The sequence below is a fragment of the uncultured Arcobacter sp. genome, from assembly GCF_937982575.1.
Taxonomy (GTDB): domain Bacteria; phylum Campylobacterota; class Campylobacteria; order Campylobacterales; family Arcobacteraceae; genus Arcobacter.
The window spans coordinates 118,944-143,402 of sequence record NZ_CALJLR010000015.1 but is presented as its reverse complement, the minus strand read 5'-3'; the positions used below and the strand labels follow the sequence as shown (position 1 = coordinate 143,402).

Below are 24,459 nucleotides of genomic sequence, written 5' to 3'. Positions count from 1 at the left end.
GGTTTTTATTTTTTAGCGTTCAATCTTGATTGATACTCTTGAGGGTGTTTACATACAGGGCACATTTTTAAAGCTTTTTTCCCTCTGTGAACATGTCCACAAACTTCACAAATCCACTCTTCTTCCTCATCTTCACTAACATGTTCAGCACCACTATCAAGTCTGTCTTTTAGATTTTTATACATATTCTCATGTTCGATTTCGATTTTACCAATCATAGTTAACATTCTTGAAATATCTTTATGTCCTTCATCTGCCGCAATCTTTGCAAAATCTGGATACATTGTTGTATTTTCGTAACTCTCTCCATCAATTGCGTATTGTAAGTTTTCACTTGTATTTCCAAACTCTTTGTCATAGTTTAATACATTGTGTGCTTTTAATTCTAGTTTTGCATGCATTTTTTCATTGTTTGCAGCTCTTTGAAAATGTTCAGCAATATCTCTATATCCCTCTTTTTGAGCAATCTTAGCAAAGTATTCATACTTATTTCTTGCCATTGACTCACCAGCAAAAGCTTTCATAAGTACAACAGATGTTAAATCACTTGTGATACACTCCATAGTCTGACCACAGCAAGAAAGCTCTCCTGCACCTACCTTTGATACTTCAACTTCGTTTCCACATATATTACACTTGTAACTTTCATGTATTCTCATAATTTCACCTTTTTATAGTTTTGGATAATTTTTATCTTTTGATAATTATAATCACTTATACCTTAATATAATATAATAGTTAAATAATAATTTTTTTCTTTAACAAAATATTATCATATTTATAATAAGATTCTAATACTAGAATAAATGTAATATATACTTTTAAAGGAGGTTTCATGGAAAATTCTACAAAATTATTAAAAGAGTTTAATTTGAAAGTAACACCTCAAAGAGTAGCTATAGTTGATGAACTTTATCATAAAGGACATCTAAATATTGATGAACTTTATGCAATTATGTTAAGTAAATTTCCATCAATTTCACTAGCAACGATTTATAAAAATGTAAATTCGATGGTAGAGAAATTTTTTATATCTGAGGTTAAAATACCTAGCGAAAAATCTGTTTATGAATTAATAAAAGAAGAACATTCTCATTTAGTTTGCGAAGAGTGTAAAAAAATCGAAGATATAGTTATAGATACTTCAAGTGTTTTAGACGAATTAAAATCTCAAAGTAAATTTAATATCAAACATACAAATGTAATTTTTACAGGTGTGTGTTCTGAGTGTTCAAAATAGCTTACATAAAGCTATTTTGAATTACTAATCCAAATACTACCATTAGTGCAATTCCTGCACTCTTATTATACATCTTATTAGCAGTTATAAATACTAACATAAGTGATAAGATAAAAGCAGCTGCTATATCAAAAAAGTTTCCAGTTAAGTCCACATTTAGAGGGTTTACAATAGAAGCCACTCCTAACACCATAGTAAAGTTAGCAACATTTGAACCTATGATATTTCCTATTGCTAAATCTGCTTGATTATTAAGTGCTGCTTTTACTGAAATAGTTAGTTCTGGTAAACTTGTACCAAAGGCAACTAAAAATAATCCAATAAGCCATTCACTAATTCCAAACTCTCTTGCAATACTTGAAGCACTATTAATCGCAAAATCAGCTCCACCGATTGTTAAAATAAATCCCAATGCTAAAAATAGTGCTGATTTGCCCCATCCAAAAGGTTCTTTTTTTAACTCATCGTCTAGTTCTTCAACTTGATTTGATGAGATTAAAAAAAGTAAGAATCCACACATTAAAAATAAAAATAAAATACCATCTACTAAACTAAGTTTTCCATCTATACTCATAAGTATAAAAACTAAAATAGGAAAGAGTGCCCATGCTGAATCTTTTGCAAATAAATCTCTATCTGGCATGATTTTTTTAGCTAATAAAAATACTGCTCCTAAAACCAAAGCAATATTAAAAATAGTACTTCCAATCACATTTGCAACAGCAATATCAGCACTTCCTTTAAGTGAAGCAGAAATAGAAACAGCCATTTCAGGTAAACTCGTACCAACTGCAACTAATGTAGCTCCAATAACAAAGGGTGAGATATTATAATGAAATGCTATTTTTTCACTTTGATGTATTATGAAATCAGCTCCATATATAAGGGCTGTCATTGAGACAATAAAAATTAAAATATCCATATTATGAATTCCTTACGATTAAACTATTTGGAAGATTGTACTTTTTGATTAACTCTTCTTCTTTTTCTCTGTGTTCACCATTGTCTTTTTCGTGGTCAAATCCAAGTAAATGCAAATGTCCATGAATAAAAAGAAGTGTTAATTCATCTAAAAAACTATGATTATACTCTTTTGCTTTATCTTCTACAAAATCAACCGAAATAACAATAGATCCTAAAGGCATATTTGGCATATCATATTCAAGTGGAAAGCTAAGCACATCTGTAGCTTTATCTATATTTCTATGCTCTTTATTTAAAATCTGTATTTCATCATTTTTTACTAATATTAATTCAATATCTTTTGGAGTTAAATCATTGTGAATTATTTCAAATGATGAAATATCAATTTCTAAATCTGTTTGATTTTCAAAGTCAATCATTTCTATCCATTAATTTTTGCGAATTATATCAAAATTAGTCAAAGTAGTAAATAAAGAGTATTTTTATTTTTAAGTTAATTCAATATAAAATATAAAAACTTTTAGGAGAGAACTATGTCATTAGAAATTGGAACAAAAGCTAGTATAGAATATAAAGTAGAAGATAAGGATTTAGCAAAGAATTTACAAATATCAGCAGAAGATAATTTTCCAGAAGTATTTGCAACAGCAAGAATGGTAGCACTTATGGAGTGTTCAGCTGCAAAAATGTTATTACCATTTTTAGAAGAGGGACAACTTTCTGTTGGAGTTGAAGTAAATATAAAACATCTAGCCCCAACACTTAGTGGTGATGTAGCTGTTTCCACTGCAACTTTTGAGGGTATGGAAGGTAAGCTTTATAAGTTTAGTTTAGAAGTTGTGGATTCTGCAGGAGTTGTAGGAACTGGAACCCATACAAGAGCAATAGTTACAGAAGAGAGACTTATGAGTGGCGCTAATAAAAGAGTAGGAAAGTAATACTTAGATAAAAAGAATTGAGCTATTAAAATAGCTCAATCATTTTTACCACTTCATCCACAGGAAAAACTTTTAGGTTTGTTTTAATATTTGGTTTTAAAGCAACTATTGCTTTTGTAACACCTTGTGCACTAGCCTCTTTTAGTCTCATATCCACAGAATATACATCTTTTATCTCACCAGTAAGTGAAACTTCACCAATAAATACAGATTCTTTAGAAATAGGTCTATCCCTAAATGAACTAATAATAGAAGCAATCACAGCCAAATCAGCAGAACTCTCTTTTATCTTAATACCACCACTTATATTTATAAATACATCATAATGATTTAGAGGTAAATCAAGTTTTTTCTCTAAGAGGGCTAAGAGCATATTTAATCTATTTACATCAAAGCCTGTGGCGCTTCGTTTTGGGTTTGGGTAAGTACTTTCACAAACTAAAGCTTGAACTTCAATAATAAGTGCTCGAGAGCCTTCCATAACTACAGTTAAAGCTGAACCACTTTGGGGTTTACTTTTATCAAAAAACTTAGAGGCTATATCTTTAGCACTTATAAGTCCCTCTGCTGTCATCTCAAATATTCCTATCTCACTTGTACTTCCAAATCTATTTTTAAAGCCCCTTAGCATCCTAAGTTCTTTGCTAGATTCTCCTTCAAAGTATAAAACAGTATCAACCATATGTTCCAAGACTCTAGGTCCTGCGATACTTCCATCTTTTGTGATATGTCCAATAATAAACATAGCGATATCAGATTCTTTTGCTTTACGCATAAGTTCAAAGGTTATCTCTCTTACTTGTGAAACAGAACCCGGAGCTGATGTTAGTGAGCTTGAATATATAGTTTGAATAGAGTCAATTACTACTGCTTCATAATTTTCTCTTAATAGCTCTTCTTGTATCTCTTCTAGTTTGATTTCAGATAATAAATAAAGGTTATCACTATTTGCATCAAGTCTATTTGCTCGCAGTTTTATTTGTCCCATACTCTCTTCACCTGATACATAAAGAACTTTTTTACCTGATTGTGAGATATCTCCAGCTACTTTTAAAAGCAGTGTTGATTTTCCAACCCCTGGACTTCCACCAATAAGTGTAAGGCTTCCAGGAACTATTCCTCCACCTAATACTAAATCAAATTCATGGTTATTTGATGAAAATCTGATGATGTCATCTTGTTCTATTTGTGTTATTGGTTTTGCTTTTGATGTTGTGTTTATTATTTTTGATGTTTGTTTTAATACTTCTTGTTGTTCTGTATTGAGTTCAACAAAGCTATCCCATCCTCCACAAGATGGACATTTTCCCATCCATTTTGTACTTTGTTCTCCACAGTGTTGACACTCAAAAAGAGAGGTTTTTTTCTTCGCCATATTTTTTCCTTATAATCACAAGGGGATTTTATATTATTTTTGTTTAATTTTATGAACTTTAGCATAAAAAGTTGGAGGGGATTGAAAATATTGCAATTTGTGATTTTTTTGTTATTTAATAACTAACATTTAAAATGTATAGATATTAATAATTTTAAGGGTAAGTTATATAAAATATATGATTAATAAATAGTTAAGTTACAAAAGGAATATTTTGCCATCAGTAAAAGAAACACCTCAATGGAAACAATATGAATGGCTCATTACCAAGATATTTCATGATAAGAATGCATCACTATCTTCTAAAGTATTACATGATATAAATTTAGTTGGAGAGTACTCAGAAATTCCCCGTCAAATTGATATTTTAATTAAAGAAAATAATATAAAAACAATGATTGAATGCAAACATTATTCAAAACCTGTCAATATAAAAGAGCTAGAATCATTTTTAAGTATGTTTTCTGATGTTCAAGCTGATTTTGGTATATTCATTTCTTCAAGTGGGTTTACAAAATCTGTTTATAAGCGTATTAGAGAATTTAATGGAAGAATAACTCTTGAACATATTAATTGGGAAAAAGCATATACATCTTTTGAAGAACGACCTCATGGGCGAATTACTGATTTATGTAATGAATGTACAGATAAATATGAACGAGGAAAAGAAGTTCCTGGATTACTTTGTTGGGAACATGGATTAGGACTTGAAGTTGATGGAATTATATCAATGTATTCAATCGGTGAATGCCTAAAATGTGCTAATAAAATAGTTTATTGTGACCCCTGTGGATGGATTACAAATGTAAATGAGAAAGAAAGTTGCTGTACTTTCAGAGATGTTTTTCTGAAGCTGTATAGTGCAACTTAAAAACCTTTGCCAATAAATGCCTAGCGGTCATTTATTGGATAGAGTCTAACGTTAAACAAAGAATAAATAAACCTTTAGTTTACTATAGGTATTCTATGGTTTACTTTTGGAACTATACTCGCTATAATTTGTAAAAAAGGATTTGATTATGGCAAAAACATTTTTTCCAAATGCTAAACAAACAATTTATGTCGAGGCAAGTGAACCACATCCAAAAAATACACAGTATAAAATTTCAATTGGATTAGAAAGTTGGGGAAATGAAAATCATGAAGTAGTAAAAGTACAAATGGTATATGATGGTAAAATTTCTGGAAGAAGAAGTCCTTCTTATCCAATTGGTACAGATGATTTCCAAAGAGTAATGACAAAAGTAAATGAGCTAATATCAAATAGAGAATAAACTGTCTAACTAAACCTAGGAGTATAAACAAAGCTATAATATGATTTTTTGAGCTTTTATTGTATCAAGTTAGATACCTTATTCTCATAAACACCTGACGGTCTTCGCTTCTTCTTACTTTGTGTGGACAAAGTAAGCAAAACCACCAACGGCTGCGAAGCCCTTTGGGTACCTTCGCTTATTGTTTTATCTTTCCTGTCTTGCAAAACTCATAAATAAATATGCGTTTAGCATATTTATTTACTCAAACAGTTGCAATCCTTTTCCGAAAAGATAAAACAAACGCTCAGCTTCTGTAGATGTTGGTATCAAAGGTGGGATAAGGACATTTGCATTTTTGATTTGTTTAGATTCTTTGCTTTTAATTACTCTTCTTTACGCAAGATAGTTTAAACTTTTTAAAATAGAGAAAGTGACAATTAAAGGGATTTCTTTCTGCCTTTGATGAAGCCGGAAGTTTTGAAATAATTTTCGGAAAAGCCTGAGGACTGTTTGAGGAGACAAAAGTCCTAAATGGACTTTTTCGACGAGTTTCGCAAGGCAGAAAACTTATTTTAAAACTGTAGGGGAGCTTTGCCTTCATCAACTTGGCAGTCTTTTTTGCTTACTTTTTCGAGATCAAAAAGTAAGAAAGCGGAGAGGTTTACCTCTTCAAGAGGGATAAAGTTTTATATTCAGAGCAATTTCTATATAATATATAAAATTAGACAGATAGACAAACAAGGAATCATAAATGGAATTTTTAGAAGTCAAAAAAATATGGGATAAATCACCTCACAATGCTTTTACTGATTTGATACGATTTGGTGATTATCTTTATTGTACTTTTAGAGAAGCCAATGAACATATGTCTATGGATGGGAAGCTTCGGGTTATTAGATCTAAAGATGGAAAAAGATGGTCTTCTGTTGCACTTATGGCTTATGATGGTGGAGATGTTCGTGATGGTAAGTTTTCTATAACTGCTAAAAATGAACTTATGTTAAATGCTGGAATAAGGCTACATGAGCCAATAGAAGGACATAAAACTCGCTCTGTTTCTTGGTTATCAGAGGATGGCAAAAAGTGGAGTGAAATCTTTACTTGTCCTACAGGTCTAGGAACTTGGAGATGGAGTGTATCTTGGAATAAAAAGTCTGGCTTTAGTATAGGCTATACTGGAAAAGATAAGCAAGGGTGTTTATATAGTACAAAAGATGGGAAAAAGTGGAAAGTAGCAAAAGATAAGTTATTTCCTTTTCAAAATTCATATTGGAATGAGAGTTCAATAGTATTTTTAGAAAATGGTGATATGTATACTCTTTTACGTCGTGATTCTCAAAGTTATGCGGCCGTTCTTGGATTTTCTAAGTTTCCTTATGAAGAGTGGTCTTGGAGTGATTTAAATGTTCCTATTGGTGGACCAAAGATGATTTATGTAGAAAAGTATGATAAGTTTTTATCTGCAGTTCGTCTTTTTGGCCATAAAAGTGCAAGAACATCTTTGTGTTGGATTGATTATAAAGAAGGGGAGTTAATAGAAGCTTTAGCTCTACCATCAGGTGGTGATACAAGTTATGCAGGAATGGTATATGAAGAGGATATATTATGGATAAGTTATTACTCTTCCCATGAGGGTAAAACATCTATTTATCTAGCTAAAGTAAAAATCTAAAAGAGGTAGTCAATATGGATAAGTTCTTAGAAGTAGCAATAGAAGAAGCAAAAAAAGGTATGGCTGAGGGTGGAATACCTATTGGCTCTGTACTTGTGCTTGATGGAAAAATAGTTGGAAGAGGACATAATAGAAGAGTACAAAAGGGAAGTTCTGTTTTACATGCAGAAATGGATTGCTTAGAAAATGCAGGACGAATAAAGGCAAGTGATTATAAAAGAGCAACTCTGTATTCTACTTTATCTCCATGTGATATGTGTAGTGGTGCAGTTTTACTTTATGGAATACCCAAGGTTGTTATAGGTGAAAATAAAACATTTAAAGGACCAGAAGAGTATGTTAAATCAAGAGGTGTAAAAGTAGAAGTTATAGATAATCAAGAGTGTATAAATCTAATGGAAACATTTATAAAAAACAATCCAGAGTTATGGAATGAAGATATTGGAGTATAGTTTATATTGAAATAGTATAACTACTTTCAAATATCTCATTTGCAAGTAAAGTGATTATTCCTTTTTTTTCTTCGAGTTTTTTATTATGTCCTATAAAATCAGCAATACCATGCCAAGGCTCAATACAGATAAATGGTGCACCACTAGGTTTTGACCAAAGTCCAAGATAATCAAATCCATCAAAATTCATCTTTATACTTCTAGTGTCTTGACTATTTTTTAAAGTGATAGTTTTATTTTCTAAGTTTTCAATAACTAGGGCATCATCTTTAAAAAGTTCTTCATTTAAATATAATTTGCTGTTTTCTAAATCTAGTATCTCTTTATTGTCTGATATTCCATCTTGGGTTAAGGGTAGTCTTTCTAACTCATTTGTATCTTCAAACTCAAAATAGTAGTCACTCTTATTTGCTTTTTCTAGGGGCCAATTAAAAGCAGGGTGTGCTCCTATGGAGAAGAGCATAGTTTCTTTTGATTTATTTACTACTTTATAAGATACTTGAAGTGTGCTATTTATTAGTCTATATCCTAGATATAGTTCAAATTTAAAAGGATAAAACTTTAAAGTATCAATACTATCTTCTAGTTTAAAACATATATAATCATCTTCTTGTATAAATACTTGAAAAACTTTGTCTCTAGCAAAACCATGTTGTCCCATCTGGTAAGTAGTATCTTCATATGTATATTCATTGTCTATAAGTTTACCAACTATAGGAAATAAAATAGGAGCATGACGGTTCCAATATTTTTCATCACCTTGCCAAATATACTCAGTGGAGTCATATTTCTTTTTCAAACTACAAAGTTCTGCACCTAAATCTTTAATTGAAACTTCTAAAAAAGTATTTGAGATTTTGTATTGCATATTTGTCCTTTATACTGATTATAATCAAATTTAGATTATGATAAACAAATTATTAGAATAATATTAGTAAGGTTTTTTTATGATTATATATATACATGGTTTTGCATCATCTGGACTTGGTGGCAAAGCAGCACTTTTTAAGGAGTATTTTGACGAAGAGTTAATCTCTCCATCCCTTTCATATGTTCCATCACTTGCAATCAATACACTTGAACAACTTATTGAATCATATATATCTTTAGATGAAGAGGTTTATTTAGTAGGTTCATCTTTAGGTGGGTATTATGCTATTTATTTAGCCAATAAATATGATTTAAAAGCAGTGTTAATTAATCCTGCTGTTCATGCCTATGATACTTTAGATAAAATTGGAAGTGCAACTAACTATTATGATTATTCAAGTTTTGAAGTTATAAAAGAGCACTTAACATATCTTAAATCAATAGACGTAAGTGAGATAAAAAATCAATCAAATTTTATGGTACTACTTCAAGAGGATGATGAGGTTTTAGATTACAATGATGCAATGGAAAAACTTCCAGAAGCAGAACTTGTAGTAGAACAAGGTGGTAGTCATAGTTTTGATGAGGTTGAAAGATATTTTAGAAAAATAACTACGTTTTTTAGATGAATACATTAAAACTTTTTTGTGATGGAAGTGTAAATCCCCAAAGTAAAATAGGCTTTGGGGCTTATTTTATCTATGAGGAAAACTTAACTACTCAAAATATAAAGCTAAAAAAGTTTGAAGACACATCTTCTACAAAGTTAGAGTTAGAGGTTTTACTATGGGCTTTAGCTGATGAAAGTATTTTAAAAAATGAGATTATAGTTTATACTGATTGCCAAAATATTTTAGGCTTAGAAAATAGAAGAGAGAAGTTAGAGCAAAACTCTTATAAAAGTAGCACTGGCAAAGATATAAAAAATAGAGATCTTTATAAAGCTTTTTTTGAAGTATGCGATAGCTTAAATTGTAAATTTATAAAAATAAAAGGGCATAAACCCTCTCAAGAAAAAGATGACACAGATAAACTTTTTAACTTGGTTGATAAAGCTTCAAGAAGGGCACTAAGAGAGTATCTCTCTTAATCCCAAATATTTACATCAATACCTTTTTCTCTTATCTTATCTGCTCTTTTGGTAAGGTATCTTTGAAACTCACTTTCAGTTTTATATGCATCACTTACAACATAGTCAACTATACTTTGAAAATGAAAGTTTTTAAACATGGCTTCTATTCTCATTATCTCATTTGCTTTTTCATCAAAAAAGATGATAGTAGGAGTATGGGTGATATTTAGTATAGTTATCCAATCTTTTATATTGTAAACCATCTTATCCGGACTAACAATAGCTTCTTTTGAGTTTATATCAACTTGAACCAAATCTATTTTTTTGAGTAGTTCTCTTGTAGTTTTATCTTTTAAAAGTTTGTTATGGAGTATTTCACAATTATCACAATTGGATGATTCAAAAAATATTGCTATTTTTTTAGAATCTTTGGTTCTCATGAAATTTTTTAACTCTTTAAAAAAACCTGGTTCACTTATCAAAGCACTATTTTGTATTTTATTTTTGAGTATATACTCTTGAAAAGTTAAACTAGTCTCTTTTTTATCTTTTATATAATCTAAGGCAAGATTAAACTGTGGTATATCAATGTATCCATTTAATCTTAGTATCTGTTTTTTGTTTTCATCAAAGAAGATAATAGTTGGAGTGAACTGTATATTATGCTTTTTTGCAAACTCTTTTTCTGTAAACTCTTCACCATCAGTATCTATAACCTCTCTGTCACCAAACATATTTAAATCAATGACACCAAAATGTTTTTGCACTTTTTCTTTTGTTTTTGTATGGCTTAAGTTTTTTGTTACAAAAGCATGACAGTAGGGGCAACTATCTTGTTCTACAAAGAGTATAAGTCTTTTGTTCTCATTTGCTAAACTTTCGATATCTTCAGAAAAATCAAGAAAGCTATTCATAAACCAAGAAGGCATTGTAGTTTGTTTTGTACCAGAGAATTCTCCAATTTTTGGACTTTCTGCATATAGTACACTTATAAATAAAAGCATTGTAAATAGAGCTATTAAATTCTTTTTTAAATACATAACTGACTCCTTTTCGAAGTTTATATATATTAACCTATATGTTTTAAAAATAAAATATAAATTTATTTTAGTTCAGAAAATTTAGGAAACTCTTTTTTGCTTTATGGAATAAAGAGCACAAACTATTAAATCCAAGTAGAGAAATCTACTTGGATAAAAAGTTTTATTTTCCTTTGATTGTAGCTAAGTCTAAACCAAAGGCTTTAAAGTTTGATTCTACAGAGTGCATTTCACTTGAAACTTTTGAGTTATAGTGACCCATCTCTTCTTTTGGTAATAAACGTTTTTGTAAATCAAAATCATCTCTTTCTTGTGCATTTACAAAGATTGAGATATCTACAGCCTCTTGCATAGATAAATCAGGATTTCCTAAAGGCATATTTCCTCTCATCCAAGTTACCATTTTATCAAGTTTACTAAGTCCTGCTCCTGTATTGTAAGAATTACTTCCCCACACAGGTGGAAATGTTGCTACACCTTGTCCATCCATACCATGGCAGCTTGCACATTTCGTATTGTAAAGTTTTTGTCCATTTAGATAGTTTTCATGTGTTGCTTTTACTATAAAAGGTTTAACTTCTTTTGTTCCTGGCCAACTTTTAGTATAAAAAGGATTTACTGGTTTTTTAGGATTCATTTTCATAGGTAAATCTTCTGATAACCAAGTGATATATGTAGCCATAGCAATTGATGCTTCTGTGTCTACAATAGGTCTTTTACCATTCATACTTCTCATGAAACAGTTATTTATTCTATCTTGTAATGACTGAACTGTTTTTTCTCTTTTTGAATAAGCAGGAAAGGCAGTTGCTGTTCCTATAAATGTACCTATTGCTTTATCTTTACCACCATTTAAATGACAATTTGAACATGTCAAACTATTGCCCACATAATCTTTTGTCAGTTCATGGGTATTTGTTTTCATGATGATTTCTTCACCAAGTTTAACCATTCTTCCTAATTCACCTTCTGGGTATACTGTTGGTGCATCAGGTACTTGTGCATATACAACTAGACTTAATGCTAGTATTGAAATTAGCTTTTTCATACTATCTCCTTTTGATTTGAGATATTGTAACAATTTAATGTAAGTTGAAAGTTTGTTTTATAGTTTATAATTTAAGTATAAATTAAGATTGTAAGATATAATTAAAAGTACTACCTTCATTTAGTTTTGATTTTACTTCTATTTTGATGTTATTTTCTTCACAAATATTTTTCACAATATTTAGACCAATACCAAAGCCACCTTTTATAGAATCTTCCCTGTAATATCTATTGAAAATTGTTGATGTATCTTTTATGCCTTTGCCAAAATCCTTAATTGTAAGTTCTATTTGAGTCTGTTTTTTTAAACTTACAATTATTTTTTTGTTTTCACTGGAGTATTTTATTGCATTTGATAGGGTGTTATCTATGATTCTTTGCATTTGGGCTCTGTTTATGTGTATAAATATATTTTCTTGGATATGTAGCTCTAAAGAGATACTTTTGGAGTTTGCCAAGCTTTCGAAGAGTTCAACTCTTTGTTTTAAAAACAAAGATAAATCAAGCTCTTCTTTTGTAAATGTTACTCTTTTATTTTTTATTAGATATTCAATATCTTCATAAACAAATAGAAGGTTTTTGAGACCATTGAGTGAGCGGGTGATCTCTTTAGACTCTTTTTGTTTTGATTCTAACATCTCTAGATTTAATTGCATAACTCCAAGGGGTGTTTTTAGTTCATGCATGGCATCATTAAAAAAGGCATCAAGGTATTCATTTGCTTTTTTATATGGGGTAATACTCTGTTTTAAGATTAAAAACAAAGAGATAAAAATAAATACACCAATACAAAGTGTCAAAAGAGAGATTTTGATATAAATCTCTTCATAGCTAAAGTCTTTTGTTACAACCAAATAACTAGCATTGAGTCTATTTGTCTGCAAAGATACTTTTTTTATAAGTTGATTTGTTCTATTTTCATCATAGCTTTTATTATTTGTTGAATAGATAAGTTTGTTTTGCTTATCAAATAAAAAGGCATCAAAAATAAATGATTTTGGAAAGTGAAAAATATCGCTTTTGGAGTCTGAAAAGTCACTGATACTTCTTTGTATATTTGAAGTATGTATCTCCATAACTCTATTTTGGTCATATTTATAACCTTCAAGTTCTGCTTGTGTGTAAAAATAAGCAGGAATACAAATAAGAATTATGATTAAAAAAGAGTAGCCAAGAGCTAGTTTTAAAATATAATTTTTTGTTTTAATCTCTAACAATTTTGTATCCTAAACCTCTTTGATTTATTATAAATGTTTTTGAGGTTTTTGTTCTTATGTTTTTAATACATACTCTTATATCTGCTTCATTTATATATTTATTATCCCAGACCTCTTCTCTAAGCGTATCAATACAGACATATTGGCTTTTATGACATAATAGACAAAAAATAACTTGTTGTTCTTTTTTAGTCAAATTTATAACTTCTTCTTTATGTAGAAGTTCCATTGTTGTAGTATTGAAAGAGAAATCTTCAGAAAGTTTTAGGAAGTTTTGATTTAGATGGAAGTAGGTTGATTTTATAACTTGTTCAATTCTATACTTTAACTCTTTTGGTGAAAAAGGTTTTTTTATATAATCATTACATCCTAATTCATATCCCATACTTAAGTTGTTGATATCTGTTAGTGAGGTTATAAAAATAACAGGAATATCTTTATTATCATCTCTTAATATTTTAACTAGCTCATATCCGCTAATTGTGGGAACTTTAATATCTAAGATTAAAAGATGATAACACTTTTCATAAATAGCATTTAAAGCATCTTCTCCATCCTCAAAATCATCAACTAAATAATTTAGGGATTCTAAATACTCTTTAATACTTATCTTATAATCAAAATCATCTTCTAATAAAAGTATATTCATTGGATAAAGACCTTACTTTCTTGTTTTGTATATATGTTTTCATAATTCTCATTGAGTTGCAGTTTTGAACTGTTTTTTGAAGATATTATAAAATATCCAAGTTTTTCTTTTTTTAGTGAGTAGTATGTAAAATAACTAAAACCTAACTCTTTATTTGTAAAATAGCCATAATCTTTTAATTCTTTTAGACTAAACTTATGAGAATGTAGTGTTTCTTTTTGATTTACTAAAGTAAAGCCATCTAGTTTTTGATTGTTTTTCAAAGAAGTTGCAATATTTAGGTATTTATCATCCAGTAAAATACAAAGTTCATATGCTTTTTGTTTTAACTCTTTTTCTATGTGCTCAAAGCCTATTATTACTTCAATAGAACCTATAAAGTTATTATTATCTATTATAGGCGAGATTGCTTTTATATTTAATCTTTTACCAAGTTCTATGGAAACTAAAGGTTTCTTATCCTCTTTTACTTTTACTAAACCTTGTCTAAAAGAAGATAGAGGAATATCTTTTATAGAAAAGTCCCAACTTCTTATATAGGTATTTAACTCTTTTGTATGAACTTGAACTTCAAAAAGAGTATTTTGAAGTTTTTTAAGAGTATTGATTTTTTTATTTACTATGTTAAATACTTTTAGTCGTTCATCATTTGAGTATGCCTTTATGAGTTCTTTGTCTTCTGCAAGTAAAATTGATAAAGATAGAGCATATCTTTTTTCTTCTTCTAATAAATTCTTTGTAATAACTAAAGAGTTTTCAAGTTTTGAGATTAATTTTTTTTCATTATTTATATTAAGAAGTACGTAAAAAATAAAAGTTATGAAAACAAGTGAGAGAAGGGCAGTTGCTAGGAAATATTTGTTTGATTTTGATTCAAAAAAGTTCAAGATATTTCCTATTTATGTATTTATTCCGCTATATAAATTTCATCCAAGAGTGAATCAACAAAGCTATCTGGTGAAAACTCAATAAGATCATTCATTGTTTCACCAACTCCTATATAAAAAATAGGAAGTTCTAGTTGGTTTGAGATTGAAAATAGTGCTCCACCTTTTGCAGTTCCATCTAGTTTGGTAACAATAATTCCATCAATACCAACCATTTCATGGAAAGCTTTTGCTTGCTCAATAGCAGTATTACCTTGTGTTCCATCAAGTATCATAAGCTTTTGATGGGGAGAACCTTCTTTTGCTTTATTACAAACTTTTACAATCTTTTTTAACTCATTTGAAAGATTTGTTTGAGTTTGTAGTCTTCCTGCTGTATCTATTATGGCATAGTCAAAGTTTTTGGCAACAGCTGAAGAGATAGTATCGTATGCTACTGCACTTGGATCATGTCCTTGTTTTGTTTTTATAATAGGAACTTCTAATTTATCTGCCCAAATAGAGAGTTGTTCAATAGCAGCTGCTCTAAATGTATCTCCAGCTCCTAAAATAACTGTTTTATTCTCTTTTTTATACATATTTGCAAGTTTTGCTATTGTAGTAGTTTTACCAGCACCATTAACACCAATAATTAGTTGTATAAAAGGTGAGGGTAAATTTTCCATATCAACATCTGGGGCATGTTCAAAAAGCATAACAAGCCTATGTCTAAGCTGTTTTCTATTTATCATCTCTGGAAGTCCATCCATAGCTTTTTCAATAATAGAATAATCCATATCAGCTTCTATTAGTAACTCTTCTATATCCTCAAAAGAGATTTTCTCTTTTTTTTGAGGAACAACTGATTTTATATTTTCAAATGTTTTTGATAAGGCATTGGAAAAAAAGCTTTTACTCTCTTCTTTCTCTTCAATTGTTTCTTCTTTATTCTTTTTTAGAAAACTAAACATCTATTTTATTGCCTTTTTTATATCAATTTCCATCATCTCTATTGGAACTATTCCAACATATTTTTGAATGATTTCACCCTCTTTGTTATACAAAAACATAGTAGGAATCGCTTCTACTCCACCAACAATATCAGAAAAAGTTAAATTCTGTCTAGAATTAGTTACTACATAGTTAATATTATACTCACTAATAAAATCTTTTACTTTATCATTTCGCTTATTATCTTCAAGTAATACAGAAACAATTTCAAAGTCGTTTTTATATTTTTCTTTTAAGTGCACTAGATAAGGAATTTCTACAATACAGGGTTGACACCATGTTGCAAAGAAGTTCACAAGTACGGCTTTTCCTTTATACTCTTCAAAAACAAAACCATTTTCTATTCTTGTGATATTTAGAGTTTGAGCCTCTGTTGTTGTAAGTTTGAAGTTCTTAATTTCTTCAATATTAGTATTTTTATCATTTTTTGAATTATCTGTTCCGCATGCTGCAAAAAATATTGTTATAAAAAATGTTAAAAATGCTATTTTTTTAAACTGCATTTTAATTCCTTTTGGTAAAATATTTGAAGCTAAGAATTTTAGCTAAGTAAGGCTTAAATATGTCAGAAAATCACAAGAGTGATTTTAGAAAATCGTGTATAAAAAAATTAAAATTTGTTAGTCGATTTACAAAGAATTATAAAGATAAAAAAATAGTTAATGAAATATATAAGACTATTTGTAAATTAAAAAAAGAAAATGTTTTATTATATATCCCACTTGACTTAGAAGTGGATGTATATCCTTTGATTAAAAGATTAAGAAGAGAAAAAAGAGTTCAGGTTTTTGTGCCATATATGGAAGGGCTTAGTTTCAAAGCAGTTAAATATAGGCTGCCTTTAAAAACTAAAAAATTTGGCATAAAAGAACCCAATAACTCTTTTTCTAGTCGTAAAATTGATTTGGCAATAGTTCCTGCTGTGGGAATTGATGGTGCAAATAAAAGAATTGGTTTTGGTAAAGGCATGTACGATAGGTTTTTTTATAATCTAAATTACAAGCCAACAATACTTTTTACTCAAAGAAAACTTTGCAAAACTACAGAAATTTTAAGTGACAAATACGATATTAAAGCCGATATAATAATTTCTAGCTAAAAGCTAAAAGGTCATAATATGGATATGTTACTAATAGAAGGGTTTGTGGTTGCTATTCTTACTACAGCAATTACACTTTTCGTAATGAAAAAGTTAAATAAAGAGAAAATAGAGATTTATATAGAGCAAGCAAAAGCAAAGGCAAAAGTTATTGAGCATGAGGCAGAAGTAGTTTTAAAAGATGCTCAAATCAAGGCAAAAAGAGACTATGAGAGGGAGTTTAAACACGCCAAAAGAGAATATGATGAGATGTTTTCTAAGATTGAGAAAAAAGAGAAAGATTTAAATCATCATTTAGAATCAGAACTTGCTGCAATAAAAAAAGAGAAGCAAGAAATAGTTGAAAACAATCAAAAAATAGCCTCACTAAAAGAGGGATTACAAAAGCAAAGTAAAACTTATGAAGAAAAAATAGTAAAAGCTTTAAAAGTTTTAGAAAATGCATCTGGATTAACACTTGATGAAGCAAGAGAGTTGATGCTTGAAAAAGTTGAAGAAGACTCAAGGGCAAAAATAGCTTCTATTTTTAGAAAAAAATATAAACTTGCAGAAGATAATGCTAAAAAAGAAGTAAACAATATGCTTTCCCATGCAGTTACTCGTTATGCAGGTGAGTTTGCAGCTGAAAGACTTATAAATAATATTCCTATAAATGATGAAGAGACAAAAGGGAAAATTATTGGTAAAGAGGGAAGAAATATAAAAGCCCTAGAGATGCTTTTAGGTGTAGATATTATTATTGATGATACTCCAAATACTATTACTATCTCTTCTTTTAACCTTTATAGACGTGCAATTGCTACAAAAACTATAGCTGACTTACTCGAAGATGGAAGAATCCAACCTGCTCGTATTGAAGAGATATACAACAAAGTTAAAACAGAGTTTGATAAAAATATCTTAAAAGAGGGTGAAGATGTAATTATGGATTTAGGTATTAAATCTATGCATCCAGAGCTTATAAAACTTGTGGGAAGATTAAGATATAGAGCTTCATATGGACAAAATGCACTTAAACATACCCTTGAAGTATCACATTTAGCTGGATTATTAGCTTCTCAAATGGGTGGAGATGCTATTTTAGCTAGACGTGCTGGACTTTTACATGATATTGGAAAAGCATTGACTCATGATTTACCAGGATCTCATGTGGATTTAGGTGCAGAGATGTGTAGAAGATATGATGAGCCAGCAACGGTTATCAACTCTATTTATGCCCACCACGGACATGAAGAGCCTATAAATGTAGAGAGTGCTGCTGTTTGTGCAGCTGATGCACTAAGTGCTGCAAGACCAGGGGCTAGAAGAGAAGTCTTAGAAAGCTTCTTAAAAAGAGTAGAAGAGGTTGAAAATATCTCTACTTCTAAACGAGGTGTTATAAATGCCTTTGCTATTAATGCAGGAAGAGAAGTAAGAGTAATAGTTAAAGCTGAACTTGTAAATGATGATGAAGCTATTTTACTAGCAACTGAAATTGCAGAAGAGATTGAACAAAAAGTTCAATACCCAGGTGAAATAAAAGTAAATGTAATCAGAGAGATAAGAGCTGAATCTTACGCAAGATAGAGTTTCTCTATCTTGTTAAAATTGAAATAATCTCAAATGGGCTAGTTTTATTAAGCTTAGCCAACTCCTCTATTGATGAAGTCTCTATATATTTTAAATTCTCTTTTTCCAACTTTTCTTTACCATTTGTTATATTTAAAAGAGCAAATGATTGATTAAGTGGTGCTTTTAGTACTGATTGGATAATTTTTCCTTTAGGACTTTGACCTTTTGTAGAACTTTGTATAATAAAACCACTACTAACAATAACTGCTAAAAGTAAAGTACTAATAAAAACTCTTTTAGTAAAATAGTTTTTCATACTTTTAAAGTTATAAAATACATGAAAAATTACAGCACCTACAAAAACAAGTCCCAAAATCTCGTGTAACTCTTTAACTTGCCCATTATAAAAGTGAAAAAACATCATAATCCCACTTATTGCTATGACTAAAAATAGGGTAGTTGTTAGAGAGGTTGCAAGTGTTTTATTCATAAAAGTCCTTTAATTTTTTTAAAATAGTAGCATATTAATTTAACAAAATATTAATAGAACTTAAATGAAAGTGTATTTAGTCTAAAAGTATATTTATACTCTCTATTTCATCATCTTCTAATTCAAAAGAAAAAATATCCAAATCCTCTATCATATGCTCTTTTGATGTTGTTCCATTTAAAGGAGTGATTCCTATTTGCGTAAGAAATCTATAAAAAATCTGTGCTTGAGTTCTTTTGTATTTTCTTGCTAGATTTATTATTATTTCTGAGCCCAATAGATGTGGATTGGCACTTAGTGTCCAAAAACCTAGATATGTAATACTGTTTTCTTTACAAAACCCTCTAATCTCTTTATCATAATTACTATCTTTATAAAATCTATTTTGTAATATTGTAGGTTTTATTGTGGCTTCTTTATATAAAGCTTTTAAAACTCTTATATCATAGCAGTTACTTATTCCTATATTTTTTGTTTTTCCTTTTTCATAAAAGCTTTCCATGACTTTCCACACTTTCATCATATGATTAAAAGGGAAAATAGGAGAGTGTAAAACAAAAGAGTCTAAATATGAAGTTTGAAGGTTTTTTAAACTCACTTCAAAAGAGTCTGATACTTGCTTTTCTAAAGCATCATCGGGATTATAAGGGATATTATTTATATCTTGTCCATCTTTTGGAGTAAATTTTGTTTCTAAAAATATCTCTTCTCTTTTAAAACCTTGCTTGTAAAGACTCTGTAGGGCATCACCCACACCCTTTTCATGGTAGTGTCTTGGTTGACAAGCTGTATCAATAGCTCTAAAGCCACTTTTTACAGCAAGTTCTACTAATCTTTCAGTTTGATCTTTTTTCCATGCAGTTCCATATATAAGTTTTGGTATATTCATTTTTCATCCAATTTTTGCGTTTATTTGATTATAACAAAATATAAGATGCAAGAATCATTCGCTTTTGAATTTCATAATTATTTGAAAAAGTTCTGATTGGTTTTCCATTTGATCTGGAAGATTTTTTTTAGCTCCTCTTTTTAGTTCGGTAACAGCTTCTTCAGCCATATCGAGTCTTTGTGTCATATTTCCAATAGAACTATTAGTACTATCTTTATTATCAATAGACTCAGCATCAATAATCTCTTCTCCTGTGATTTTTTTCTTATAAAAAGCTATTTCTTTTTCTAATCTATCCATCATCTTTTGAACATCTTTTTTATTATAATTCTCTTTTTTTATTTCTTCTTTAATTTTTGCTATGAGTTCTTCTAATGCTTTTATCTCATCTGTTGTCATTCCTGTTCTCATAACAGATTTAATATCTTCAAATAATTTTTTTATATCTTCTTTTATTTCTTCTTCTGTTCTAGTATCACTTTTATCATTAATTATTTTTGTATCTAAAGTGGAATTCATCTCTTCTTTTTTTACATCTTCATGTTCAAATACAGACATTCCTACTAAATCTTTTTTAAACTTAGATACTTTTTTTTCTAGTTCTTCAACTAAATTTTCTAGTTCTTTTATATTAGGATTATTATCCCTTAACTTTTCTTGTGTTATTTCAAGCATCTCTTTAAATACTTCTATTTCCTCTTTTGTTAAACTTTTTTTTATGACTGATTTTATATCACTTAGAAGTTTATTTATATCTGTAATTTCTTCATTATCACTTTTTGTGTCATTTTTGAGATATTTACTTTGTGCTTCATGCAAAGAGTTTTCAAAACTATCTGAGCCTTTTTTACTAGTTGAAGCATTGTGTTTACTTCTTTCTTGCTGATAAATATCGCTTGAGTTTGGTGAAATAAGAGTGGTTTTTTTGTTATCTGTATCGATATACATAATAGCTCCTTAAAATATAGTAATATTTTACATGATTTTAAGTAATTTATTCATATTAAATAAGTTGCTTAAGTATTAAATTTATATAATTTAAACTAAAATTAAGCATTATTAATAATTTATAAAGTTATTATATAAAATACTATTTTTCAAAATAGAACCCTCAACAACTTTTGACTATAATTACAAAAAAACTAAGAAGTATAATGAAAAAAAACATATTAACAACACAAATTATCGCAGGAAAATATAAAGGCAAAAAGATAGAACTTCCATCTTTAGATGTTACAAGAAGTTCAAAGGCAAGAGTTAAAGAGTCATTCTTTAATGTTCTTCAATTTGATATTATTGATAAAGTATTCATTGAAGCTTTTGCAGGAAGTGGAAGTATTGGTTTAGAGGCAGTTTCTAGGGATGTTAAAAAATCATATTTTATAGAATTAAATAAAAGCTCATATAATATCTTGGTAAATAATTGTAAATCAATAGATATAAATAAGTGTCAAACAATGTTGGGAGATACTTTTGAACAGCTACCACTTTTATTAAACTCATTGAAAAACTCTAGTGAAGAGTTGATTGTTTATATTGATCCTCCATTTGATTATAGAGATGGAATGGAAGAGATTTATGAAAAATCATTTGAACTAGTTAAAGATATAGAAAATGATAACATCATGATGATATGTTTTGAACATGTTTCAACAGTAGATGTTCCAGATATATTAGGAAGATTTGAAAAATATAAGTCTAAAAAATTTGGTAAAACTACACTTACATATTTTAGGTTAGCATAAATCATGGGAAAAGTGGCATTTTATATATTAGCTTTTTTTGTAGCTATTATTTTTTTTATGCCACTACTTTATAGTGTTTCCCCTTATGAATTAAATCCAAGTAAAATATTACAAGCTCCTAGTTTAGAACATATAATGGGAACAGATAGACTAGGAAGAGATATTTTTGCTAGAATTTTAGATGGTGGACAAACTTCTTTAATAATCGGCTTTGCAAGTGCTGGTATATCTTCACTTGTAGGTCTTTTTATAGGAATAAATGCTGGGTATTTAAAGGGTAATATTGATAAAACTATTACCATAATTATTGATTTGTTTTTGACTTTTCCAACTTTCTTTTTACTGCTTGCCTTGGTCTCTTATATTCAAGCTTCTTCAATTATATTGATTATAGTTATTTCTATAACGGGTTGGATGGGAATGGCAAGAATGATTAGAAGTGAAAGTTTTTCAATAGGAACAAAACCATATATCAAGGTTTTAAAACTTGCCAATGTAAGTAGCCTAAAAATCATATTTAAATATTTCACTCCGCTTTTAGCACCTATTTTTCTTATTTCTTTTACATTTGGAGTAGGTGGGGCTATTTTAGCTGAGTCTGGATTGTCCTTTTTAGGTCTTGGTGTTAATTCTCCTGAGATGTCATGGGGAAGTCTTTTAAGTGATGGAAAAGCAGTACTTGATATTGCTTGGTGGGTGAGTTTCTTCCCTGGTTTGATGATATTTATTGTTACTTTTTGTTTGATGCAAATAAGTGATTTCTTACAAAGTAAAATAAATACAAAAGAGATACAAAAAGGTTAGTTTAGTGTTTGAAGTTTTACTGTTATCATTTGCTTTAGCTATGGATGCCTTTGCTGTTTCTATAGGACTTGGAGTAAAAAGAAAAGAGTTTGATAAAATGTTAGCATTAAAAGCTGCATTGTTTTTTGGTATTTTTCAAGCTTTGATGCCTTTTATTGGTCATATGGCTAGTTTAGGAGTAGGTAGTTTAATAGAGTCAATTGACCATTGGGTTGCCTTTTTACTTTTAAGCTTAATTGGTGGAAAAATGCTTTATGAGAGTTTTGGTGAAAATACAGAAGATGAAATAAGTATTATTACAAATAAGGTTTTACTAATCTTAGCAATTGCCACAAGTATTGATGCTATGGCTGCTGGATTTACTTTGAATTTATTAGATTTCAATCCTTACATTTCTATGATAATTATTGGACTTGTTACCTTTTTATTTAGTTTTGTAGGTGTATTCATTGGCTCAAAAGGTGGAAGCTTTTTAGAAGATAAAGCTGAAAAACTTGGAGGAGTAGTGCTCATAGGTATAGGAGTCAAGATACTTGTTGAGCACACACTGTTTTAAATCTTATTTAATAACTTATCAAGTAAATTAGTACTTAGTACTCTTTTTGCAAAACCTAAAAGATAAGTGGCAATAGTCACATAATATCTAGGTTTTGGTTTTTTGGCTTTCATGATTTTTAAAACAACTTTTGCAACACTACTTGCAGGTAGATTAAAAGGTGTTGTATCTTCTTTACTTTCTAATCTACTTTTTAATTCTTGTTCATATGTATTTCTAAAATAGCTATCTTTTGCATTGATATTTTTATTGAACATCTTAAGTGCATTTTCTCTAAATTTACTAGTAACTGGTCCTGTATTTATTGTAGAGATAAAAATGCCATTGTGATTTAGTAACTCTTGCCTAAATGTATCTGTTAATCCCTCTATGGCATATTTGCTTGCATTGTATGCGCCTCTAAATTTTAAAGAGATAAGTCCAAGTACAGAACTGTGTTGGATTATTTTTCCATAGCCTTGATTTCTAAAGATTTTCATAGCTTGAAATGTAAGTTCATGGGTACCAAAAAAGTTAGTTTCAAACTGCTCTTTTAAAACTTCCGTTGATAAATCTTCTACAGCTCCAGGTTGTCCAAAACCTGCATTATTAAAAACAGCATCTAAAGCTTTGTCAAGCTTTAATATTCTTTCCAAAACTTCTGTTATCTCAACACTATTTGTTACATCTAGTTTATAAGAGATAAAATCCAACTCTTGCAACATAAGCACATCTTCTTTTTTTCGTGCAGTTGCATAGACCTTGTAACCTTTATCTTTGAGAAGTTTTGCAGTTTCTAATCCAATACCTGAAGAACAACCTGTTATTAATATATTTGCCATTTTTAACCTATCTTTTTTTCTAAGATGCTATTATAACGAAAAAGATTTTACTTCAAAGAGTTATATGAACAAAAAAGATATCAAACTTAAAAACTTACTAGACAATGAAGTTCTTTGTAGAAATAATGAGTGTGAATTAACACTAGAACGTCCTGATCCCTTATTTATAGCAAAAAGACACAATGATGAATATATCTCACTTATTTGCGCACTATTTGCCTATGGTAAAGCCTCTTTAATAATAAAATTTTTAGATAGTTTAGACTTCTCACTTTTAGATAAAGATGAAAATATTATTAGAAAAACCATTGATGGATTTTATTATAGGTTTCAAAGCAGTAAAGATATCCAAGAGTTTTTTATAGCATTATCAAGACTAAAAAAACAAACAAGTTTAAATGAACTATTTATAGAAAAGTACAAAATAAATAATGATATATGTGAAGGTATAGATAACATAATATGCAAAATAAATGAAATCAATCCATATACTTCACAAGGCTACAAATTTTTACTTGGTTCAAATTTTAAAAGAGATAAACAAAACAACATAAAACAAATAGGAAATGCCGCATATAAAAGATGGTTTATGTACTTAAGATGGATGGTTAGAAAAGATAACTTGGATATGGGATTATGGCAAGGTGTATCAAGTAAAGATTTACTTATGCCACTAGATACGCACACCTTTAATGTATCAAATAAAATAGGGCTAATAGAGCGAAAAACCTGTGACTTATATGCTTCATATTTACTAACATCAAAGCTCAAAGAGTTTGATAAAGAAGACCCTATCAAGTATGATTTTGCACTATATAGAATTGGTCAAGAAAAGTTAATATAATCTATTAAATAGGTAGTTTGTTAAATATTTA

At 29.3% G+C, this 24,459-nt stretch carries 30 protein-coding genes; 14 read left to right on the top strand and 16 right to left on the bottom strand.

The window, feature by feature from the left end; translation table 11 throughout:
- Positions 1–5: 5 nt before the first annotated feature.
- Positions 6–659 (bottom strand): ferritin family protein, encoded by a 654-nt coding sequence (locus Q0617_RS10595; protein ID WP_298753246.1) that lies wholly within the window; start codon positions 657–659, stop codon positions 6–8.
- A 176-nt stretch (positions 660–835) separates the two neighbouring features.
- On the opposite strand from Q0617_RS10595, the gene Q0617_RS10590 reads away from it, so the two are divergent.
- The gene (locus Q0617_RS10590) at positions 836–1,240 is read left to right on the top strand and encodes a Fur family transcriptional regulator (RefSeq protein ID WP_298753245.1); all 405 of its coding nucleotides are present in this window, start codon (positions 836–838) and stop codon (positions 1,238–1,240) included.
- 1 nt (position 1,241) lies between these two features.
- Here Q0617_RS10590 and Q0617_RS10585 read toward each other — a convergent pair whose 3' ends face one another.
- Positions 1,242–2,162, bottom strand: coding sequence for a calcium/sodium antiporter (locus Q0617_RS10585; RefSeq protein WP_298753244.1), 921 nt, complete (start codon positions 2,160–2,162; stop codon positions 1,242–1,244).
- A gap of 1 nt (position 2,163) precedes the next feature.
- Positions 2,164–2,583, bottom strand: a complete 420-nt coding sequence (gene ybeY, locus Q0617_RS10580) for an rRNA maturation RNase YbeY (RefSeq protein WP_298753243.1) — start codon at positions 2,581–2,583, stop codon at positions 2,164–2,166.
- Positions 2,584–2,697: 114 nt separating this feature from the next.
- Between ybeY and Q0617_RS10575 the strand changes: the two genes are divergently transcribed.
- Positions 2,698–3,102 (top strand): thioesterase family protein, encoded by a 405-nt coding sequence (locus tag Q0617_RS10575; RefSeq protein ID WP_298753242.1) that lies wholly within the window; start codon positions 2,698–2,700, stop codon positions 3,100–3,102.
- Between the two features lie 25 nt (positions 3,103–3,127).
- Here the strand turns inward: Q0617_RS10575 and radA are convergent, their stop codons facing one another.
- Positions 3,128–4,477, bottom strand: a complete 1,350-nt coding sequence (gene radA, locus Q0617_RS10570; RefSeq protein WP_298753241.1) for a DNA repair protein RadA — start codon at positions 4,475–4,477, stop codon at positions 3,128–3,130.
- A 214-nt stretch (positions 4,478–4,691) separates the two neighbouring features.
- On the opposite strand from radA, the gene Q0617_RS10565 reads away from it, so the two are divergent.
- The 4 genes from Q0617_RS10565 to Q0617_RS10550 all read left to right on the top strand — a co-directional run bounded on the left by Q0617_RS10565 (position 4,692) and on the right by Q0617_RS10550 (position 7,857).
- Positions 4,692–5,348 (top strand): restriction endonuclease, encoded by a 657-nt coding sequence (locus Q0617_RS10565; protein ID WP_298753239.1) that lies wholly within the window; start codon positions 4,692–4,694, stop codon positions 5,346–5,348.
- 148 nt (positions 5,349–5,496) lie between these two features.
- Positions 5,497–5,751: a hypothetical protein gene (locus Q0617_RS10560; RefSeq protein ID WP_298753236.1), complete on the top strand. Its 255-nt coding sequence runs from the start codon at positions 5,497–5,499 to the stop codon at positions 5,749–5,751.
- 733 nt (positions 5,752–6,484) lie between these two features.
- Positions 6,485–7,405 (top strand): sialidase family protein, encoded by a 921-nt coding sequence (locus Q0617_RS10555; protein WP_298753234.1) that lies wholly within the window; start codon positions 6,485–6,487, stop codon positions 7,403–7,405.
- A 14-nt stretch (positions 7,406–7,419) separates the two neighbouring features.
- Positions 7,420–7,857: a nucleoside deaminase gene (locus tag Q0617_RS10550; RefSeq protein WP_298753232.1), complete on the top strand. Its 438-nt coding sequence runs from the start codon at positions 7,420–7,422 to the stop codon at positions 7,855–7,857.
- Between the two features lies 1 nt (position 7,858).
- Here the strand turns inward: Q0617_RS10550 and Q0617_RS10545 are convergent, their stop codons facing one another.
- A complete protein-coding gene (locus Q0617_RS10545) occupies positions 7,859–8,725 on the bottom strand; it encodes an aldose 1-epimerase family protein (protein WP_298753230.1) in 867 nt (288 codons plus the stop codon).
- A 79-nt stretch (positions 8,726–8,804) separates the two neighbouring features.
- Here Q0617_RS10545 and Q0617_RS10540 point away from each other — a divergent pair, with 79 nt between their 5' ends.
- Positions 8,805–9,356 (top strand): YqiA/YcfP family alpha/beta fold hydrolase, encoded by a 552-nt coding sequence (locus Q0617_RS10540; protein ID WP_298753227.1) that lies wholly within the window; start codon positions 8,805–8,807, stop codon positions 9,354–9,356.
- Positions 9,353–9,817, top strand: coding sequence for an RNase H family protein (locus Q0617_RS10535; protein ID WP_298753225.1), 465 nt, complete (start codon positions 9,353–9,355; stop codon positions 9,815–9,817). The genes Q0617_RS10540 and Q0617_RS10535 overlap by 4 nt, the downstream gene beginning before the upstream one ends.
- On the opposite strand, the gene Q0617_RS10530 is transcribed toward Q0617_RS10535, so the two are convergent.
- From Q0617_RS10530 to Q0617_RS10500, 7 genes are all read right to left on the bottom strand, one after another.
- On the bottom strand, positions 9,814–10,839 hold the full coding sequence (locus Q0617_RS10530; RefSeq protein WP_298753223.1) for a thioredoxin fold domain-containing protein: 1,026 nt from the start codon (positions 10,837–10,839) through the stop codon (positions 9,814–9,816). The two genes, Q0617_RS10535 and Q0617_RS10530, sit on opposite strands and share 4 nt — an antisense overlap.
- Positions 10,840–11,002: 163 nt before the next feature.
- Positions 11,003–11,887, bottom strand: a complete 885-nt coding sequence (locus tag Q0617_RS10525) for a c-type cytochrome (RefSeq protein ID WP_298753221.1) — start codon at positions 11,885–11,887, stop codon at positions 11,003–11,005.
- 82 nt (positions 11,888–11,969) lie between these two features.
- Complete coding sequence (locus tag Q0617_RS10520; RefSeq protein ID WP_298753219.1) at positions 11,970–13,103, bottom strand: HAMP domain-containing sensor histidine kinase; 1,134 nt, start codon at positions 13,101–13,103, stop codon at positions 11,970–11,972.
- On the bottom strand, positions 13,090–13,752 hold the full coding sequence (locus Q0617_RS10515; RefSeq protein WP_298753218.1) for a response regulator transcription factor: 663 nt from the start codon (positions 13,750–13,752) through the stop codon (positions 13,090–13,092). The genes Q0617_RS10520 and Q0617_RS10515 overlap by 14 nt, the downstream gene beginning before the upstream one ends.
- Entirely contained in the window at positions 13,749–14,639 is an 891-nt protein-coding gene (locus Q0617_RS10510; RefSeq protein ID WP_298753216.1) for a cache domain-containing protein, read from the bottom strand. Before Q0617_RS10510 ends, Q0617_RS10515 begins: the two co-directional genes overlap by 4 nt.
- 20 nt (positions 14,640–14,659) lie before the next feature.
- Positions 14,660–15,589 (bottom strand): signal recognition particle-docking protein FtsY, encoded by a 930-nt coding sequence (ftsY, locus tag Q0617_RS10505; protein WP_298753213.1) that lies wholly within the window; start codon positions 15,587–15,589, stop codon positions 14,660–14,662.
- Complete coding sequence (locus Q0617_RS10500) at positions 15,590–16,132, bottom strand: TlpA disulfide reductase family protein (RefSeq protein WP_298753211.1); 543 nt, start codon at positions 16,130–16,132, stop codon at positions 15,590–15,592.
- 59 nt (positions 16,133–16,191) lie between these two features.
- Between Q0617_RS10500 and Q0617_RS10495 the strand changes: the two genes are divergently transcribed.
- A complete protein-coding gene (locus Q0617_RS10495) occupies positions 16,192–16,728 on the top strand; it encodes a 5-formyltetrahydrofolate cyclo-ligase (RefSeq protein WP_298753209.1) in 537 nt (178 codons plus the stop codon).
- Between the two features lie 24 nt (positions 16,729–16,752).
- Positions 16,753–18,294, top strand: a complete 1,542-nt coding sequence (gene rny, locus Q0617_RS10490) for a ribonuclease Y (RefSeq protein WP_298753350.1) — start codon at positions 16,753–16,755, stop codon at positions 18,292–18,294.
- A 7-nt stretch (positions 18,295–18,301) separates the two neighbouring features.
- Here the strand turns inward: rny and Q0617_RS10485 are convergent, their stop codons facing one another.
- The 3 genes from Q0617_RS10485 to Q0617_RS10475 form a co-directional block, all read right to left on the bottom strand.
- Positions 18,302–18,769, bottom strand: a complete 468-nt coding sequence (locus Q0617_RS10485) for a DUF4405 domain-containing protein (RefSeq protein ID WP_298753207.1) — start codon at positions 18,767–18,769, stop codon at positions 18,302–18,304.
- A 76-nt stretch (positions 18,770–18,845) separates the two neighbouring features.
- Complete coding sequence (locus Q0617_RS10480; RefSeq protein WP_298753206.1) at positions 18,846–19,658, bottom strand: aldo/keto reductase; 813 nt, start codon at positions 19,656–19,658, stop codon at positions 18,846–18,848.
- A 54-nt stretch (positions 19,659–19,712) separates the two neighbouring features.
- A complete protein-coding gene (locus Q0617_RS10475; protein ID WP_298753205.1) occupies positions 19,713–20,606 on the bottom strand; it encodes a hypothetical protein in 894 nt (297 codons plus the stop codon).
- 206 nt (positions 20,607–20,812) lie between these two features.
- Between Q0617_RS10475 and rsmD the strand changes: the two genes are divergently transcribed.
- Genes rsmD through Q0617_RS10460 form a run of 3 tightly spaced genes read left to right on the top strand, consistent with a single transcriptional unit; the run spans position 20,813 to position 22,763 of the window.
- Positions 20,813–21,403, top strand: coding sequence for a 16S rRNA (guanine(966)-N(2))-methyltransferase RsmD (gene rsmD / locus Q0617_RS10470; RefSeq protein ID WP_298753204.1), 591 nt, complete (start codon positions 20,813–20,815; stop codon positions 21,401–21,403).
- A 3-nt stretch (positions 21,404–21,406) separates the two neighbouring features.
- Positions 21,407–22,207, top strand: a complete 801-nt coding sequence (locus Q0617_RS10465; RefSeq protein WP_298753202.1) for an ABC transporter permease — start codon at positions 21,407–21,409, stop codon at positions 22,205–22,207.
- Between the two features lie 4 nt (positions 22,208–22,211).
- Positions 22,212–22,763: a manganese efflux pump MntP family protein gene (locus tag Q0617_RS10460; RefSeq protein WP_298753201.1), complete on the top strand. Its 552-nt coding sequence runs from the start codon at positions 22,212–22,214 to the stop codon at positions 22,761–22,763.
- Here Q0617_RS10460 and Q0617_RS10455 read toward each other — a convergent pair.
- The gene (locus Q0617_RS10455) at positions 22,760–23,584 is read right to left on the bottom strand and encodes an SDR family NAD(P)-dependent oxidoreductase (RefSeq protein ID WP_298753200.1); all 825 of its coding nucleotides are present in this window, start codon (positions 23,582–23,584) and stop codon (positions 22,760–22,762) included. The genes Q0617_RS10460 and Q0617_RS10455 overlap by 4 nt on opposite strands.
- A 64-nt stretch (positions 23,585–23,648) precedes the next feature.
- Between Q0617_RS10455 and Q0617_RS10450 the strand changes: the two genes are divergently transcribed.
- Positions 23,649–24,428, top strand: a complete 780-nt coding sequence (locus tag Q0617_RS10450) for a TIGR02757 family protein (RefSeq protein WP_298753199.1) — start codon at positions 23,649–23,651, stop codon at positions 24,426–24,428.
- The last annotated feature ends 31 nt before the right edge of the window (positions 24,429–24,459 follow it).